We start from the raw sequence: 16,965 nt of genomic DNA on the forward strand, positions 1-16,965 counted from the left end.
CATCCATATAATCCTCTTACAAACCTTATTATGTTGTCGATTGTCTCACAGCTCCAAGAGTGTGATTGACCGCGAGACGTAGATTGTCTTCTACACGAACTATAGTATCCATGCCATTATCTTCACCCAAACGACGAACAGTAATTGTGATGTTAACAGACTCCCCATGAAATTCATCTACAAAAACTTGCTCTCTCCGTAAAAGTTGAGATGAGGTGATTAAGAATGAAATTTCAGGTTCGTCATCTAAAAAGAGATTCATGGAATTGGATGCAAAAACAAACCGGTCTATATCGGTTGGCAATTCCGAGAAAAGCGTCTGCATGTTTCCAGTTGGCCAATAAATCACTTGAATCAGTACTACATACCGAAAACTTTTTCCATGATTGACAAAAGTCCATTCAATTCCCAGTTCATCACCATAACTAGCGACTTCAATGGCCCAATCAGTGTAAAAATTGGAGATTTCAGCTCTTGCTTGCGCTGGATTCGAGATTCGCGACAAAGACCGTAGCAGAAAGTTGAAACTTCCATCTATATCCTCACGAAAATCAATACAAGATTTTTCCTTGAGAAGTAAAGGAATTTCACAATCATCAAGTATGATGGGGATTAGTAAAACCGACTTTTCTTCTAATTCTCGTATCAATCCGGCACGCAACTCCTTTTTGCACCATTCAGATTCAACAGAGTCCTTAGATAGCAAAACTAGTATCGCGTTCGCATCTCCCAAAGCTTCTTCGATCTTGGAGATCAAAGAGTCACCCGCATTGAGTTCCCATTTATCGATCCAAACATTCTGCTTTGCTTGAACTAGATTAAGTGCCAAATTCTCAGCGAAATCTCTGTCGGCCTTGTTGTAACTAATGAATACTGGCAATGTATCTCCTCCAATTTCTAAGTTGGCCCCACACTACTTCACTGAGGGGTAGAAAAATTAGTGTATCTTTCAAGATACTGTATAATATAAGTATTCTCTATAGTACAATACTACGGTAAGAAGAATTCACCAATGGGTGAAAACATTGAATACTTCTTAAAAAACATCTCTCGAAGGCCTAGTTGGATAATGGTGGAATTGGTGAACTTACTTGCCATGGGTCAGGTTTACAACGGGCTTCCAGTCGCACAGTAAAAGTAGATTGGAGATGGTTAAGAAGAACTTAGGGACCAAAGATCCAAATCTCGGCTTTCTGAATCACCCAGCATATCGGTCCTTACAAAAAACTTCATTGAGATGGTTGAAGTGAAATTGTCTAATAACTGAATTATAGTCCTATTAACATTCCTCAATTAAAACCACGAAAATGACGCCGGAAGAATATCTCAAGGATCGAGTTGAACAGCAAATCAATTGGTACGACTGCAAAAGTACCCTTAACAAAAGATACTTTTACCTTTTACAAATCATTGTTTTGGTAATGTCCGCGGCTGTGCCAGTGGTTTCAATACTATCCATAGTTTTTGAAAGCATATGGATACGGCTTGCCATAGGAATATTGGGTGCACTCGCAACTATAGCAACAGGGATTATTTCAATTTGCCAGTTTCGTAAGAATTGGATTGAATACAGGACAACGGCAGAATCGCTGAAGTGTGAAAAATACATGTTTAGAACTAAAACTGGTTTCTATGCAAAAAGTGGAACTTTTCCAGTGTTCGTAGAACGAATTGAAGCATTGATCAGCAAAGAGCACAAAAACTGGGAACAACATCTGAGAATCCAGAAACAAGCCGACTAGAAAACATTATCTCGCTGGCAAACAAGAGAATAACAATGCCAGAAAATCGAAAAACTGAACTACGCGTTGCAGAAACGGTGCTGCCGTTGCCGTGCTTCTTCCCGTCAGTTTCAAGTGTAGTAAAAACCGACATGACACCAACTGATCATATAGAGCTTCTCGGTTTTTCCGCACACTCGCTCTTTCTTATTTCGGCATATGATGTTGCGAACTGCACTTACCAAGACCGAAAGCGCATAAAAACCGCACTTGATAAGAGCAAAAAACACGGGGCAGTAATACTGATGGATAGCGGTAATTACGAGGGGTTTTGGAAAGTAGACAAAACTTGGAAGGCAGATAATTTCCATGAAGTCGTAAAATCCTGTAAAAATGATCTTTGTTTTTGTTACGACAATCACAATCCCCCTGATTCCATAGAGACAATTGCGGAGGATGTGATTGCAAGAGTTATTCAAGATCAAAATCACACCAATGGGATCGTGTGTCCGATAATACACGGGGAAACCACACTTCTGCCTGGTTCAGCCAAAAGGGTGGCAGAACAACTTTCTCCATTGCTTTTGGCGATTCCTGAACGAGAATTAGGAAAAGGAATAATTGGACGGATTCGGACTATAAAAAAAATACGAAAATCCCTAAACGATCTGGAAACTTATTGCCCCCTGCATTTGCTAGGTACGGGAGACCCCGTCTCAATCATTGCTTATTCAATGGTCGGGGCAGACAGTTTTGACGGATTGGAGTGGTGCAAAAGCGTTATAGATCACGAAACAGGTAATCAGCACGATTTTCAACATTGGGACTTTTTCCGGCATCAAACAAATCGAGAACTGCCGGAGAATTTTCCCCACAAGCAATCAGTCTTGATGCACAACTTGAATTTCTACAGACAGTTCATGAAGGAACTACATGACGCTGTAAAGAATGAAGATACAGAAACGTTTCTGCGACGGTATACAACCGAAAACCAGGCTTCTTTATTGGTTGATGCAATCAAACAATAATGGGTAAAACGTTCGCAAACCAACTTCCGCTTTCGGTTATTAAAAACGCGATTCTAGATATTTGTATCGTCCTAGAAGAGCAAGAACTAATATTCACCTCTTCACCAACTTGCAGTGAAGACAATCTTTGGAGAGAACTTGTGTCCTGCATTCTGGGGAGCCGGGTCAGGTTTGAAACCGCTTGTGCTGCGGTAGAGCGGCTAGACGACATGTGTTTGTTATGCCACTCACGCCGCACATCAAACTTCGACCAATATGAAACTGACATACTGTCAACTCTTTCGGGAAAGTATCCGTTTTATAAGCTTCGAGCAAATCAGATACGGCAGGCGGCGGAATCACTTTATGGTTCCGGGGGTTCAATTAAGAGTCTCTTGGATAATACAGTCGATTTCCGTGAGATGCGGCAATACCTGATATCTGAAATCCCAGGATTGGGACCAAAGCAGTCCAGCTTGTTTCTTCGCAATATAGGATACGCCGACAGCGTTGCTGTTTTGGATGTTCATGTTCTGACCTATATGAATTGGGTTGGTTTGACAACGGTTCTTGAGAAGTCAATTCCGACTATACGCAAATACGAAACGCTTGAGAACTCTTTCGTTGAACATTCCCTATCTTTAGGATATTCTCCAGAGCAGTTTGATCTTGCCGTGTGGTTAGTTATGAAGGTAGCAAGGAAGGAATATAAAACATGGGGATAGTGACTCTTGTATCCGGAGGTGTCGACTCCATGCTCATGAGCCTTTTTGCTCACGAAGAGGGTGTCGAGTTATTTCCCCTTTTCGTTGATTATGGGCAGCTTGGAGTATCCAAAGAATGGGAGGCATGCAGGCGACTACACGAACAGTTTGGTCTGCCAGAGGTCACTTATATGGACCTCTCAGGTTTCGGAGAAATTATTCCGAGCGGTATTACAGACTCCAGATTGAGAATAAACGAAGATGCTTTCCTACCTGGCCGCAACCTTCTTTTTGTGCTGGCCGGAGCAGCCTATGCCTTAAAGGTCCAAGCCGATAGCGTGGCAATAGGTCTGCTTTATCAATCGGACCATATTTTCCCAGATCAAGACGAAAAATTCATTGAAAGGTGTGAAGAAGTGATTGAAACAGCCATGGGAAAACATATTAATGTCATCGCTCCGTTAATAGAGTTTTCAAAAACAGACGTGCTGACTATGGCCCGTGCACGCGGACTAGAAAACACATATTCCTGTCACGCAGGAGGCGATAGACCCTGCGGGGTATGTATAGCGTGTGTTGAGATTGACAATGCCTAGACAAAGGAGGAATCATGGGTGGTAAATACTCAGGTGGTGGCAGTCTAAGCCCAGAACACCTAGAAGAACTTGAGCAGAGTGCCAAGAAATCCATAGAAAAAGGGGTATCTGGAAAGGTAAATGCGTTCATAAGCTTTGATTCTGAAGACCTCAATGAAGTTAACTTGCTGCGCGGTCAAGCCAAAAACGAGAATACCGATATCGAATTCAATGATTGGTCGGTTAAAGTACCCTTTAACAGCGAAAGAGCTGAGTACATTCGACGTCGTATCCGGGAACGTATCAGGCAGTGTTCAGTCACAATTGTTTATGTTTCCGAAAAGACAGCCAGCAGCAAGTGGGTTGATTGGGAAATAAGAGAGAGCCTTGCTATGGGTAAAGGAGTTGTTGCCATGCACAAAGGTTCTACACCACCCAGACAACTTCCAAAAGCGATTAAGGAAAATAATATTCCCGTTGTGCCTTGGAACCAACGGGAATTGGCAAAAGCTATCAAAAAACAGTCGGAAAACCGATGAGTGAAACCCAAAGGTAAATATGAATATCGATCTTAATAACATAAACCATTTGCCGGAGGCTGAGCAGCATAAGCTTGAATCAATTAGAGACTTGTGCCATCAAGAAGAATACTCCCAAGAATTAGTCAGACATAGTCGGGTACAGCCATTAGTTCGGGAACTAAATGATTTTTGCATGTCTAATCGAGTTATTGGAATTCACTATACTCGTGCAAACAAGACAAGCATAGTTAAGTACGGGTTATTGTGCCGTTCTGGTGATGAGATCAGGGAAACTTTTCTTGAAGAACACGGGAAGCTCTTTACAGATGAGGAGATATCCAAACTAAAAAGCACTTGGGATAGCACCTATTGTAAAGAAGAGGCTAGTAACCGAGATTTCATGATTTTTTTTAATTTTATTATTACCGAAAATCCTTTACATAATGCGGCTACAGAGGATCTCCTGAACCACTATGGAGGTGAACAAATTCCAATATGCTTTTGTCAACCTCCTTTGTTCATACAGGGCGGCACCAATAAAAAATGCTCAATCTGCAAGAAACTAAACCAAATAGGTGAACCATTATTAGTTAGATGCTCATTAGACCCCAAAACAGTTAATACTTTTACCGAGAATCCATGGGGGAAGATTTTAGTTTCCTCATTTCATGTTGAAGTTAATCCCGAAGCTTGTCGCATAGACCAAGATGGTTATATTAAGAAGCCAGTTTCCCCTCAGAACATTCTTGAAGTTAAATTACTAACAGATAGTTTCAACTAACTTTGGTATATCGCTCTTAACGGATAGCAGTATTTTTATGGTTACCTTACAGGAGCAAAGCCTAGATTGGGCTCTTGCGCATGTGGAAACATTCGGAGACACGGATGTTTTTCCAATACCCTTTGAGTACGAAGCAATTCGTCATGATTGGGAGGCATTAAAATTTCAACTTGCCGGACAGGACCTCTTAAAATGGACAGTGCGGCCACTTCGAATCTTGCCGGCACCGAAAGCTCGATACGGGTTTCGAATAATAACCCAACTTGACCCTTTAGATTTCCTATTGTTTGCTGCAACTATACGAGAACTCTGTACCTCGATAGAGTCCAAGCGTATCTCTCCATCCGTAGTGTGTTCGTACAGAGTGGCACCAACGGAGAATGGCCAACTTTTTGACCAAAACTACTGGCAAATTCTCATTTGGGAAGATGATCAAATATAGAGGGCATAATTTTTTTAGGATATTTGATATTTTAAACGCCTTTTAAGAAATGCTGGCTGTGAACCTTCCAAAATATCTACTATTTTTTGATTGATACTAGGGTTTTCAATCGCGCCTGTTTCATAACTGAATTTGTAATTTTCCGCCTTTTCTAATTTGACGCATATAATCTGTTCAGCATCAGCTCCGACGGCCAGATTAGGATTGTGGGTTACTAAAACAACTTGCCTGCTCCTCTTAGCTTTTCTTATACACTGTGACAGAACTCTAAAAATACTCTCATTATCCAAATTATCCTCAGGCTGATCAATTATGAGAGGAATGGTTTCCTTATCAAGTTGGAGATAAAAAACGAGTAATAACAATCCCTTTTCTCCTGGTGATAGTTCATTAAGATTTTTGCCGCCTAATTGGAGCTCATATTTTGCCGTCACGTATTCCAACGAAAACATAAAATCGTAAAACTTTTTGCTATCCATAACCTGATCACGTATTAGAACAGGTTCCTCGTTATATAACGACATTTCCTGAATCACTCTATCAAAAAATGCGTAAACTGATTCAAAATCGTTCCAATCAACTCCAGCAACTAAGTCCCTTAAAAGGTTCTGAGGTTCGTTTGTCCCATGGAAGTAACCACGTTTCTTTTTGTTAATAAGTTTCAAGAAATCATCAGCAAACGAGTTATCAGTTACAAAAGACGCTTTAATTTCAACTGCAAATTCGTCAGTCTTAACAGAGTCAAGTTTGGATTCAACGCTATGTTTAAGCTCGGAATAAAAATTCAGAATTTGTTTTTTACTTTCAAAAATGTCTTTAACAATCTTTTTTCGTCTCTCACGTGCTTGGGAAATTTCTTCACTTAATTCACGATCAATATATGTAATTTTTCCTCTCAAATATCTTGTGGTTCCTGATTTTGGATCATCCGCACCACCAAGTATTTCGTCCTTTTGGGCATTCCACACAGCTAATTTCTCTAAATAGCTTTGATATTTTCTTTGAGGAGTTCCTAATTTGTCCTTTAATTCATTTATTTCCTCGACTAGGTGTGTGATCCCGGATTTTAAATCAGGTAGAGTCTCAAAAAACTCTGGTTGGGCATCTTTCACAAAATCCAGATTGCTGTCACTTTCAAGTTTCTGGATTTTAGCTTCTACCATAATAATCTGATCCTCAATAGGTTTTGTATTAATCTTACTTGTAATTATTTTTTCAATATCAAGACCCAGTTCATCACAGATAATCTTTAGTTCAGATCTTTGCCTTTGGATGTGCGTTTCTAATGATGATACATTCTGCAAAAGTGCTTTTAGTTTTTGCAACAGGTCCTTCTTCTGGGTTAATTCATCAATAAATTTTCTTTCCTCAGATGCTAATTTCTTTCTGCGCAATTCAAGTTGCTCTATCCGTTCAGTCAACTCTTTTTGCTCTTCAGATTCTTCATCGGGTTTGCTTATCTCAGCAGGCTTGGCTTCCTCCAGCGAACTCAATTCATCTTCTCTAGCTCTCAGCTCCCCCTCTAGCCTCTTCCTAAATAGAGGATCAGATTGTTCTTCTAAATCAACTATTCCAATGTTGAGTTCACGAAGTTTAGTTTTCAGCAGACTGGTTTCCTGCTTGCTTTGCTGAGTTTTAAACTCCTGCAAATCCTTAAATGTTGCCTTCCCCATACGATCAGTTTCTTCAACATGTGAAAAAACAACATTCTCTATTTCCCTGCGAAACTGTTGAATCTCTATTTCGTTTGTTAGTTGCTCAAAGTAGTTTTGTGGCAGGTAGCGAACGGCTTCAGGCTGGCTTTCATCAATATCCTCGTCCAGTTGCTTAGAAATAGTTGAACCGCTCTGCCACTTTAACTTCGCCGTAAAATTCTCTGAATATCCGCGTTGCCGAAATTTTTTATTATCTTTCTTGTTTATAAGGAAAGAAAAATTGTTTTCCTGTCTGCTATTGCTCAAAAGGCCGATAATATCAACCAAAGCGCTCTTTCCATTCCCCTTGTTACCAATGATAACAACTAGTTCCGGGTTTAACTGGATATTCACTTTTTTAAACCAATAGCCATTAACTCCGTCGTATCCCTCTTTCTGGTCAATTTCTAGCTCCTTCAGAAACTTTGTGGCTTGGTTAGATTTCCTTATCTCAACCTCTGGTTCAGAACCAATATGAACTCTCGCTTCAGGTTCAAAGCAAATTTGTTCTAGGCCTCGAAACGTCAGATCCGCTTTAATCCATGTCGGCTCATATCCAGAGACATCTCCTCCTAAACGCTCCAAGTCGTCAAAAGAGTGAGCATCGCTTGCAGAGACAACTGGTTTAGGCCGTGATTTACCGTCTTTATAGCGATCAGGTTGTAGAAACCAACCCCTGCTTTTAGAATCACCGAAAAATAAATGACTTCCCTTGTCTATCTTGTCAGAAATCAAAACTTTTCGAGGTGCTCTGCTATCAGTACTCCTTATACCATCGTTTTTAGCTGGAAACGCAATAAGGTAAGGCCTTGTTTCTCCAAAAGTCTCTTCCAAAGCCTCTCTGAGTTCTTCGAAAGAGACGGTCGCTGCCTTATATTGTGATTGGGTTCTAAGTTCAGCACACGAAATTCTTGCTCCAGTCTCCTTGTTAGCTGAAGTTTTAAGCGTTAACAAGAAACGATTTATCGAATCTTTCGAGCAAACCTCTGTGTCATTGTCAAAGATCACATGAATGTTCGGGTTGCTATTTTCCGGGCTAATTGCTTCAACCAATCTAAACTCAATATTCGGGAAGAAAACTTTATCAGTTTCAGGATATTTCTTTTTATATTTTTCCAACAAAGAGAAATAGCCATCGGCACTAAAATAATCCGTAATGCCAAATGCTTGAACTAGGGATTTCTCTAAACAATCAATGTATTCATCCCACACATTCTCTTCGTTCCCATAAGAGTCAGCTAACTTTGTTCCCGGCGTATGTATATGCAAATCCCAGCGTCGCCACTGAGAACCTTTTTTTGAATTCAAGCTGCTCTTTTTCTTTGTCATCTGTTGTTCTTACTCATTGCGACAGAAAACCAGCATTATATGGGGGTATATAGACCTAGCTCTTCGTTCTTTTCCACTCGCTTCGATTGATTTTCAACACTTACCCACATGCGGCAACTCAGATTCAAAACTACGTACTAAAGTTTAACGATGGGCTTTGCAGAAAAGATTTTAATCATCTCTCCAGCCTTTTACCTCAAAAGTAAACTCCCCGGTGTCAATATCCTTACCAAGAGAATTCCAGAAATCGCGGTAAAACAATCCAATGAGTTCCGAAATCTCTTCAGGATTGCCCAACGAATATCTGGGAAATTCTATCAAACTTGGCTGCAATATTGTTGGATACATAGTGTCTATATGCCTGTTATTAGATGTTATGTATGCAGAGTTTCCTATTGCTCGAATCTCTGCATCGAGAACATATTCGGCAGTAGGAACAAGTGCTTGGTTCCTGACTCGGTCAGCCCAAGCCACTAGATTAGCAAAGACAACAACTGGAAAACTCCGTGGAAGGTCAAGTTTGCCTCCCGAACCAGCAGCTCTAAGACATGAAACAAAACCTATCTCTATCAAGCCGTCACAGTGAAGTTCTCTATAGCTATTGTATAAGCGATTCGTGTTTCCAGGACCCCAATCAGATTCCTCTCTCGCCGCGCGCAACATAGGTCGACATTGAACACTTGCGGAAGAAATTCCCATATCACTCAGAACATAAGGTTCTTGGTTGTCTTGCTTAATATATATCTTTCGCCATGGTTCATTGAACTCACTTACGATTGCACTTCGGTGAAAAACCCGGTCAATACGGATTTCATCTCCTATTGGCATGGCGGTAAATCGGATTCCATACGCATCCGTAGGAGTTTCAAGACATTCAAATTCCTCTTGAAAACGGTTGCGGCGCACTGAAAGCCGTTCATCTAAACGCTCAAGCCCCCGCGCCATGTTGAGTGTCATGTCCTGAATTTCCCGCATAGTCATTTTTTCACATCGGTCAAACCGCCGCACGGGACAGACAAGGATTTTTGTAACCCGATGGGGTGCCAGCCGCGAGCGTCCGACACGTATTATAACAACACCGCTCTTACCTTGAGTAGGCACAGCGAATATCTCAAGCCTTGGAAGTTGTGGTTCCACGCGGTCACGAAACACAAGTTTGAGACGTTCTGCTAATTCTTCGCATCGCGGAACCGGCGATATATCATCCGTGACGGCCGGTTTCTTATCAAGATCACATTCTTTGATTCCTAGAAATAAAGCTCCTCCATGCGCATTTGCAAAGGCGGTAACCTCTTCAAGTATTACATTCTTCGCCCGATCCCCGATTTCATTTCCACCGGACATCCATGGATCGAGAGCACCTTCCTTGGCTGGCAGGCTCTCCTTAAATTCTATATGTTCGCCTTCTGGAACCCTCGAATCAACAAACGATTTAATGTGAGAACTGTCGATTTGCTCTGAGGGCATGGAAAGCAACTCAGTCATTAAATTGGTACCTCAACCCGTATCAAAATGGCAGGTATGCACGCTTAAGTCAATCAAGATTTAATATTGTTAAGTCTAACGCCAAGCGATTACTTCTGTTCGGTAAATTCGGCGTCTATAACATCGTCGCCCGAGGTGGAATTCCCCTGACCGGATGCAGAACTTTCCTGTCCACCATCCTCGGCGTCCTGCGCAGCTTCTTCCTGCTGCTTTTTGTACATCAGTTCCGCAAGCTTGTGAGAGACAGCGGTTATTTTCTCCGTTGCGAGATCGATTTTGCTTAGATCATCCGACTTAAGGGCTTCCCTTCCCTCTTCAAGAGCCTGCTCAAGTTCCTTTTTCTCATCCTCAGATAGGCCGTCGCCAAGCTCCTGGAAACTCTTGTCGGTCCTGTAGACGAGCTCGTCAAGCTGGTTTCTTTTCTGAACTTGCTCGCTTTTCTCCTTGTCCTTCTCGGACATCTTCTCGGCTTCCTCGACCATGGAGTCGATCTCGTCACTGCTTAGCCCGCTTGAAGCCTCGACCTTCACTTTCTGCTCCTTCTGGGTCGCGTTGTCCTTGGCGGATACGTGGAGTATTCCGTCGGCATCTGTATCGAAGGTGACCTCTATCTGCGGAATGCCCCTTGCCGCCGCAGGAATTCCCGACAGAATGAACCTCGCAAGCGTCCTGTTGTCGGCAGCCATCTGTCGCTCTCCCTGCAGCACGTGAATCTCAACCGAGTTCTGGTTGTCCTCTGCCGTGGTGAATATCTGGCTTTTCTTGGTGGGAATGGTTGTGTTTCTCTCGATAATGGTGGTCATGACCCCTCCGAGAGTCTCGATGCCAAGGGAGAGGGGAACAACATCTAAAAGAAGCATGTCGGTCACGTCTCCGCCGAGCACGCCCGCCTGTATGGCCGCCCCCATGGCAACTACTTCGTCAGGGTTTATTCCCCTGCTCGGATCCTTTGCGAAAAAGTCAGTCACGACTTTCTGGACAAGCGGGATTCTGGTCGATCCGCCGACCAGTATTACTTCGGCTATCTCGCCCGGGCGAAGCCCCGCGTCCTTAAGGGCCTGCTCGCAGGGTTTGAGGGTGCCCTTTATGAGATCCTCGATCAGCTGCTCGAACTTTGAGCGCGTTATCTTCATCACAAGGTGCTTTGGACCGCTTGCGTCAGCTGTTATAAACGGCAGGTTGATTTCCGTCTCAACGGTGTTTGAAAGCTCGATCTTGGCCTTCTCGGCGGCTTCCCTAAGCCTCTGCACGGCCATCTTGTCCACCCCGAGGTCTATTCCGGAATCCTTTTTGAACTCTGAGACGATGTAATCAATGACCCTCTTGTCAAAATCGTCTCCGCCGAGATGCGTATCGCCGTTTGTGGACTTTACCTCTATAACGTTGTTTCCTACCTCGAGCACGGATACGTCAAAAGTTCCACCCCCAAGGTCGTAGACGACTATCATCCCTTCCTTTTTCTTGTCAAACCCGTAGGCAAGCGCCGCGGCAGTCGGCTCGTTTATTATGCGTTTTACGTCAAGGCCGGCTATCTTTCCGGCGTCCTTAGTGGCTTGGCGCTGGCTGTCGTTAAAATAAGCGGGAACCGTGATAACGGCTTCAGTGACTTCGGAACCCAGGTAATCCTCGGCAGCTTTCTTAAGCTTCATGAGCACGTGCGCTGAGACCTGCGGGGGGGAATACTGTTTTCCTTCTACCTCGACCCAGGCGTCTGACTTGCCCGACTTTACGACGCTGTAGGCAAGGCCATCCGCTTCGCTCGATATCTCCTCAAACCTTCTGCCCATAAGCCTTTTGGTAGAGTAGACGGTGTTCTCGGGGTTGGCCACGGCCTGGCGCTTCGCCGGTCCGCCGACCAGAACTTCTTCTCCGTCTTTTAGAAACGCAACTACCGACGGGGTGGTTCTCGTGCCCTCCTCGTTGATTATCACTTTCGGCTCGCCGCCCTCAACGATTGCTACGCATGAATTAGTTGTTCCAAGGTCTATTCCTATTATCTTAGAAGCCATTTAATTCCTCCTGATTTTTCTTCTTATTAGGGGTAAATTTCAAGTTTTTCGGCCATGTATCCCTTGAGCTTCCCTATGGATTCGGCCTGGATCTGCCTTACCCTCTCCTGAGAAATCCCGAGGTCCTGGGCTATTTCATGGAGTTTTCTTGGAGGTTCAGCGAAATACCTCTCGTTTACTACCTTCTTCTGCCTCTCTGAGAGCATTTTAAGAGCTTCGCGCAGATTCTCTCTGGCAAGGCTGTCAAACCCGAGTTCGCCGAGCACCTGCTCCTGGTTATCCGACGGGTCAGGGAGCAACTCCCCGTAAGTAGCTGAGGAGTCGTCCCCGGCGGGACGTTCCGAGAGGGAAAGGTCTCTTTTGGAAGCGCGGACCTGCATCTCGGAGATTTCCTCTTCCTTAACGCCGAAATGGTCCGCGAGACGGCTTATGTCGTCGTCTTCCATGCGGGCGGCAGTTATCCCGAGCTTGCGCTTTGCCCCTTCTATTCTCTGGAAAAGCTTTCTCTGAGACTGCGTTGTTCCGATCTTCACGTTGCTCCAGAACTTCATTATATGGTTCTGAATCCTTACCCTGATCCACCACACCGCATAGGATATGAGCCTATACCCCTTGTAGGGGTTGAATTTCTGAACGGCACGCATCAGTCCTATCGAGCCTTCCTGAACAAGGTCCATCATCGGAAAACCGTAAGATTTGTACTCAGAAGCGATTCTTACCACGAACCTTAGGTTCGACACTACAAGCTTGTTGGCCGCTTCAATATCTTCGTTTTCGTAATACCTGACTGCAAGCGCGTACTCTTCCTCTCTTGAGAGAAGTGGATGTTTTTCCATCTCTCGCATGAAAACTGAAAGAGAATCGCACGTTGCAACTGCCGTTTGCATCTACCATGTACCTCCACTTCTCAAACTAATCATCAAAAGGTGTATGTCAAGGTTTTGGGACAAAACAAAAAACAGAGAAGAATTGATAGAAACCAAGTTAAGTATTTACCGTAATTTCCTGAAATAAAGTGGTTTTTTTGATTGCCCGGGGGGTAGTGTTCACAAAGCACCTACTTTAAAAAACACAATCCAGCCGATTCAACGTCAATAAAAGCAAAGGCCTCTTTTTACGCAATTGTCATCTTACCGCCTCCCTAAGCACCAAACAGAATTTTGGTGCCTTCGATAGAAGTGGACCTCAATCTTAGGACAGTTTTTCATTTTTATAGGTGTGTTCTCAGCATCTTTAAGGCACCAGTTTAATTTCTTCCGCCAGTTCCAGATAGCGACAGAAAGCATTGGCGAGTTGTATCTGTCGAGGCGTCCGGCACTCCGCCTCGAAGACCTGTGGAGAACTGACCATAATTGACAGGCACTTGGCACGCGAGGTGGCAACGTTAAGTCGGTTCAGACTGTACAAAAACTCCATCCCCCGCGGTGCATCTTTATGGCTTGATGTTGCTGTTGAATAAATTGCAATTGGTGCTTCTTGGCCTTGGAATTTATCTACCGTGCCCACCCTAGCTCCCGCTAGGAGTCGCTGAATCTCAAAGACTTGCGCGTTGTAGGGCGTAATGATCAAGATATTGTCAAGGGTGACAGGTCTTTTGCTACCATCACGGTCCACCCAAGTTGCGTCACTATTCAACAATCTTTTTACAAGTGCTTCTATCGCCAGTGCTTCTTCAGGTGAGCAATTCTGATTGCCCTCGTGTTCGACGGGCAGATAGTACAAACCTGCGCCGTTGATTGGTCCAGATGCATGGACCACCTGCTGCTTTAGGTCTTTCTTCGCTTTGAGCTTGCCCTCATAGAAAAGTTCTGATGTATAATTGCAGATGTCGGGGTGCAACCGCCAAGTTTCTTCAAGAAATAGACCCTGTTCAGGTCTTATTGTTTGCTTACCAGCTAAAACATGGTCAAGTGCGGAAACGTTAGTGCCATCTGGATGACTACCTTGCATTGGTTGGTCAAGTTGCTGCGGGTCACCGATCAGCACAACGGTATTGGCAGCCTGCGAGACCGCCAGCACATTGGCTAACGACATTTGTGCCGCTTCGTCGACAAACAGCACATCGATTATCTCAGAAGCCTCCGGTCGTGCCCACAGCCAAGCTGTACCGCCACCAACATTGACACTACTTCCAAGCATGTCGAACAGCTCTTCATTTTTCCTGGTAAAGCAGAGGCGAGGTTGCTCATCTTCGATCTCCGCAGCCTTATGACAGCAACGTAAATCCACTCCGCTTTCTTCTGCCGCCGCGATGGCTGCGTCAATCAGATTGCGGATTACCTTATGGCTATTCGCGGTGATACCGACCGTCTTGCCTTGGTGCACAAGTTCACAAATCATTTGCGCACCGGTAAATGTTTTGCCTGTGCCTGGTGGTCCCTGAATTGCTAGAATCCCCCCTTCTAGATGACCGCATAGCCGCACGGCTGCGTCAACAGTCGCTTCGCCTTCACGGTGCAACTTTTGTCCACCGATGCGAGGGGTTTCTTTCAGTAAGAGATCTCGTGCAGCCCGATATTTGCCTTCACCACGCAAGCCGTCACTGACGACATGTTCCGCAAGGCGCACTAGCGAGTCAGCGAGCACCTGTGTAGAGACATGGTCGTGTGCGAACACAGCGTGAGGGTGGGTCGCCTTGCTATCTTGCCGTTTCTTGATATCAATGGTGTAGTCTTCAAAAGAAATCGCAGCAACCTTCGCCACTATTTTGTTATCTTCACAATTGCAAAGATTCTCACCGCCGCGGAATTCGTTTTCCTGCGGCGGGAATTTATAGCGATGAATTGGTGCTCTTTCCGTACCTCCCACCTCATTGACAAAGGTGAGACCTGACAACCCGGTACGTTCATCCATCAGTTCCTCTGCCGAAAGGTCGCACAGCCGGAAATATTCCCACCATACGGCTTTGTCTTCCCGGCGGTGCCAGTCAATTATGTTGGCCAATACCCATAGTCCCTGTTGTTCTTTATCCCGTTTTTCTGGATCAGTCGGAATGCCAGCAGTCAGTTGTTCAATCAGCGGATTAATTTTCATAAGCCAGTCAGTGATTCTTTCTGTTGGCGAACCGTCACCCGGTTCTGGACGCGGTATATCCGCCCCATCTGCTAGTAACTGACCGCGTTGCGTTTCAAGCCAGTCTCGCAGCCCTGCCACGGAGGCACAGTCATCCTTGTTGTAGACTAACACCGTGGCTTTGGTCTCCTCCGTAATTGAAGGAATATCATCCAGTTCCAGATTGGCTTGAAGATTTGCAAGTGCTGCATTTGCATCCGGGAGTTGCGTATTGCGCTTGAAGCCGTAGAACGGTTCCAGGTCTTTGATTGAATAGCTTTCAACGCTGGCACGAATACTGTGGCGCACGACCTGATATAGATCAATAAATACGCCGGCGCGCAACAACTGGTCGATTTCTTCTTCTCTCGAGGCATATCTCCCCATCAGCCGTTTTAAGGCTGAGGTCTCGTAAGGTGCATAATGGTAAATGTGAAGGTCGGGATATTGCTCCCAACGTTCCATAACGAAATCGACGAAATTCTCGAAGGTCTGCCGTTCTTCAGCGCGTGAGAAAGCCCAGATGTTTTTGTAAACAGTGTCAGCACTCTCATCATTGAATACATAACCGAACAGATATTCAAGTCCATGTTCTCCAACAAAAGGATCGCCTTCGAGATCGAAGAAAATATCGCCAGGCGAAGGTTCAGGAAGGCAAGAGAGGCCAAAGCCATGCTTAACAGGCAGCAATTCAAATTTACATTTGCCACTTTCTCTCGCCTCGACCTGAATGCGGGCCTGTTCGCGTACTCGGTCATAGAAGTTTGCCGAGCCGCGTTCTGGTTCCCATGGCGGTGGCAACGGCAATAGAGCCAAGTCCTGTACCGTCGTGATGTTGTGCTGTGATAGTTCCTTAATCTGGAGTTTGGATATTCCAGCCACGAGACAAAGGTGATCATCGTCGCGGCGGTGCTTGTCACAGTTTTCCCGCCAGCGGCAGATATCACAATACTCTTTGGGGTCGGGATAGGTCTTTTCGGCTTCCTGACTTATTAGGAATTCCCGAAGTGCCCGCTGTACCTTGCGAAAATACGCGGCATAGTCGGCAAAACGATATTTCCGCGGTTCGAAATCAGACCAAGGGACAACTACGTACATATAATCGGGCGTGACACCTTGTGCCTTCGTTAGCAAGTCGGAATAAAGGCATAGTTGCAGAATAGTTCCCGCTCTAGTTTCGCGTGCAAGCTTGGTATCAATTGCCTCATATGACCAATCGCCGATGATACCCGGCTTTTCGACACGACGAAGAATGTCGGCACGACCACCCCAACCATCACATGAAAGTGCACCTTGCACGATCACAGCGACACCTTGTCTCATCGCCAAAAGCGTTTCTTCCACCGCTTCTTCGGTAACATACGAACCGTCAATGCGCACGATTCCTAGGCCAGATTGCTCCAGATGGGCGACATAATTTTGTTCATGAATGGAACCACGCTTCAACAGGACCTGGAGTAGTGGGTCCCAGACAGTTGGTTTGGCGAGTACCCCTTCGGCCACAGCACGGTCGAGGGTGGATAGATAACGACAATTCAAATAACCTACGAGGTCGCTGGCGGTTAGGTCAAATTTGCTGCCAGTTTTTTTCATAGCTGAAGCACACTGTCTCTATACAATAGCTAAAGATATAACTAGGACGCCAC

Annotated in this window: 12 protein-coding genes; 6 read left to right on the forward strand and 6 right to left on the reverse strand. The window is 44.7% G+C overall.

Features of this window, described 5'->3' with window-relative positions; all coding sequences use genetic code 11:
• Positions 1–28: 28 nt before the first annotated feature.
• Positions 29–895 (reverse strand): toll/interleukin-1 receptor domain-containing protein, encoded by an 867-nt coding sequence (locus F4X55_03865; GenBank protein MYC40133.1) that lies wholly within the window; start codon positions 893–895, stop codon positions 29–31.
• 412 nt (positions 896–1,307) lie between these two features.
• On the opposite strand from F4X55_03865, the gene F4X55_03870 reads away from it, so the two are divergent.
• From F4X55_03870 to F4X55_03895, 6 genes are read left to right on the forward strand one after another with little or no spacing between them, the layout of a single operon-like run.
• Positions 1,308–1,742 (forward strand): DUF4231 domain-containing protein, encoded by a 435-nt coding sequence (locus tag F4X55_03870; GenBank protein ID MYC40134.1) that lies wholly within the window; start codon positions 1,308–1,310, stop codon positions 1,740–1,742.
• Between the two features lie 35 nt (positions 1,743–1,777).
• Positions 1,778–2,749 (forward strand): hypothetical protein, encoded by a 972-nt coding sequence (locus tag F4X55_03875; protein ID MYC40135.1) that lies wholly within the window; start codon positions 1,778–1,780, stop codon positions 2,747–2,749.
• Positions 2,749–3,453, forward strand: a complete 705-nt coding sequence (locus tag F4X55_03880; protein MYC40136.1) for a hypothetical protein — start codon at positions 2,749–2,751, stop codon at positions 3,451–3,453. Before F4X55_03875 ends, F4X55_03880 begins: the two co-directional genes overlap by 1 nt.
• Entirely contained in the window at positions 3,444–4,028 is a 585-nt protein-coding gene (locus F4X55_03885) for a 7-cyano-7-deazaguanine synthase (protein ID MYC40137.1), read from the forward strand. The genes F4X55_03880 and F4X55_03885 overlap by 10 nt, the downstream gene beginning before the upstream one ends.
• A gap of 14 nt (positions 4,029–4,042) precedes the next feature.
• Positions 4,043–4,546 carry a TIR domain-containing protein gene (locus tag F4X55_03890; GenBank protein ID MYC40138.1) on the forward strand — a complete coding sequence of 168 codons (504 nt, stop codon included), beginning with the start codon at positions 4,043–4,045 and terminating at the stop codon, positions 4,544–4,546.
• A gap of 19 nt (positions 4,547–4,565) precedes the next feature.
• Positions 4,566–5,309: a hypothetical protein gene (locus F4X55_03895; protein MYC40139.1), complete on the forward strand. Its 744-nt coding sequence runs from the start codon at positions 4,566–4,568 to the stop codon at positions 5,307–5,309.
• A gap of 456 nt (positions 5,310–5,765) precedes the next feature.
• Here the strand turns inward: F4X55_03895 and F4X55_03900 are convergent, their stop codons facing one another.
• The 5 genes from F4X55_03900 to F4X55_03920 form a co-directional block, all read right to left on the reverse strand.
• A complete protein-coding gene (locus F4X55_03900) occupies positions 5,766–8,774 on the reverse strand; it encodes a hypothetical protein (GenBank protein MYC40140.1) in 3,009 nt (1,002 codons plus the stop codon).
• Between the two features lie 171 nt (positions 8,775–8,945).
• Positions 8,946–10,259 (reverse strand): ATP-binding protein, encoded by a 1,314-nt coding sequence (locus F4X55_03905; protein MYC40141.1) that lies wholly within the window; start codon positions 10,257–10,259, stop codon positions 8,946–8,948.
• 89 nt (positions 10,260–10,348) lie between these two features.
• A complete protein-coding gene (gene dnaK / locus F4X55_03910) occupies positions 10,349–12,268 on the reverse strand; it encodes a molecular chaperone DnaK (protein MYC40142.1) in 1,920 nt (639 codons plus the stop codon).
• Positions 12,269–12,294: 26 nt separating this feature from the next.
• Complete coding sequence (locus F4X55_03915; GenBank protein MYC40143.1) at positions 12,295–13,155, reverse strand: sigma-70 family RNA polymerase sigma factor; 861 nt, start codon at positions 13,153–13,155, stop codon at positions 12,295–12,297.
• Positions 13,156–13,501: 346 nt separating this feature from the next.
• Positions 13,502–16,912, reverse strand: a complete 3,411-nt coding sequence (locus F4X55_03920; protein MYC40144.1) for a TM0106 family RecB-like putative nuclease — start codon at positions 16,910–16,912, stop codon at positions 13,502–13,504.
• Positions 16,913–16,965 lie beyond the last annotated feature (53 nt).

The organism is Candidatus Dadabacteria bacterium, assembly GCA_009840385.1.
Taxonomy (GTDB): Bacteria; Desulfobacterota_D; UBA1144; order Nemesobacterales; family Nemesobacteraceae; genus Nemesobacter; species Nemesobacter australis.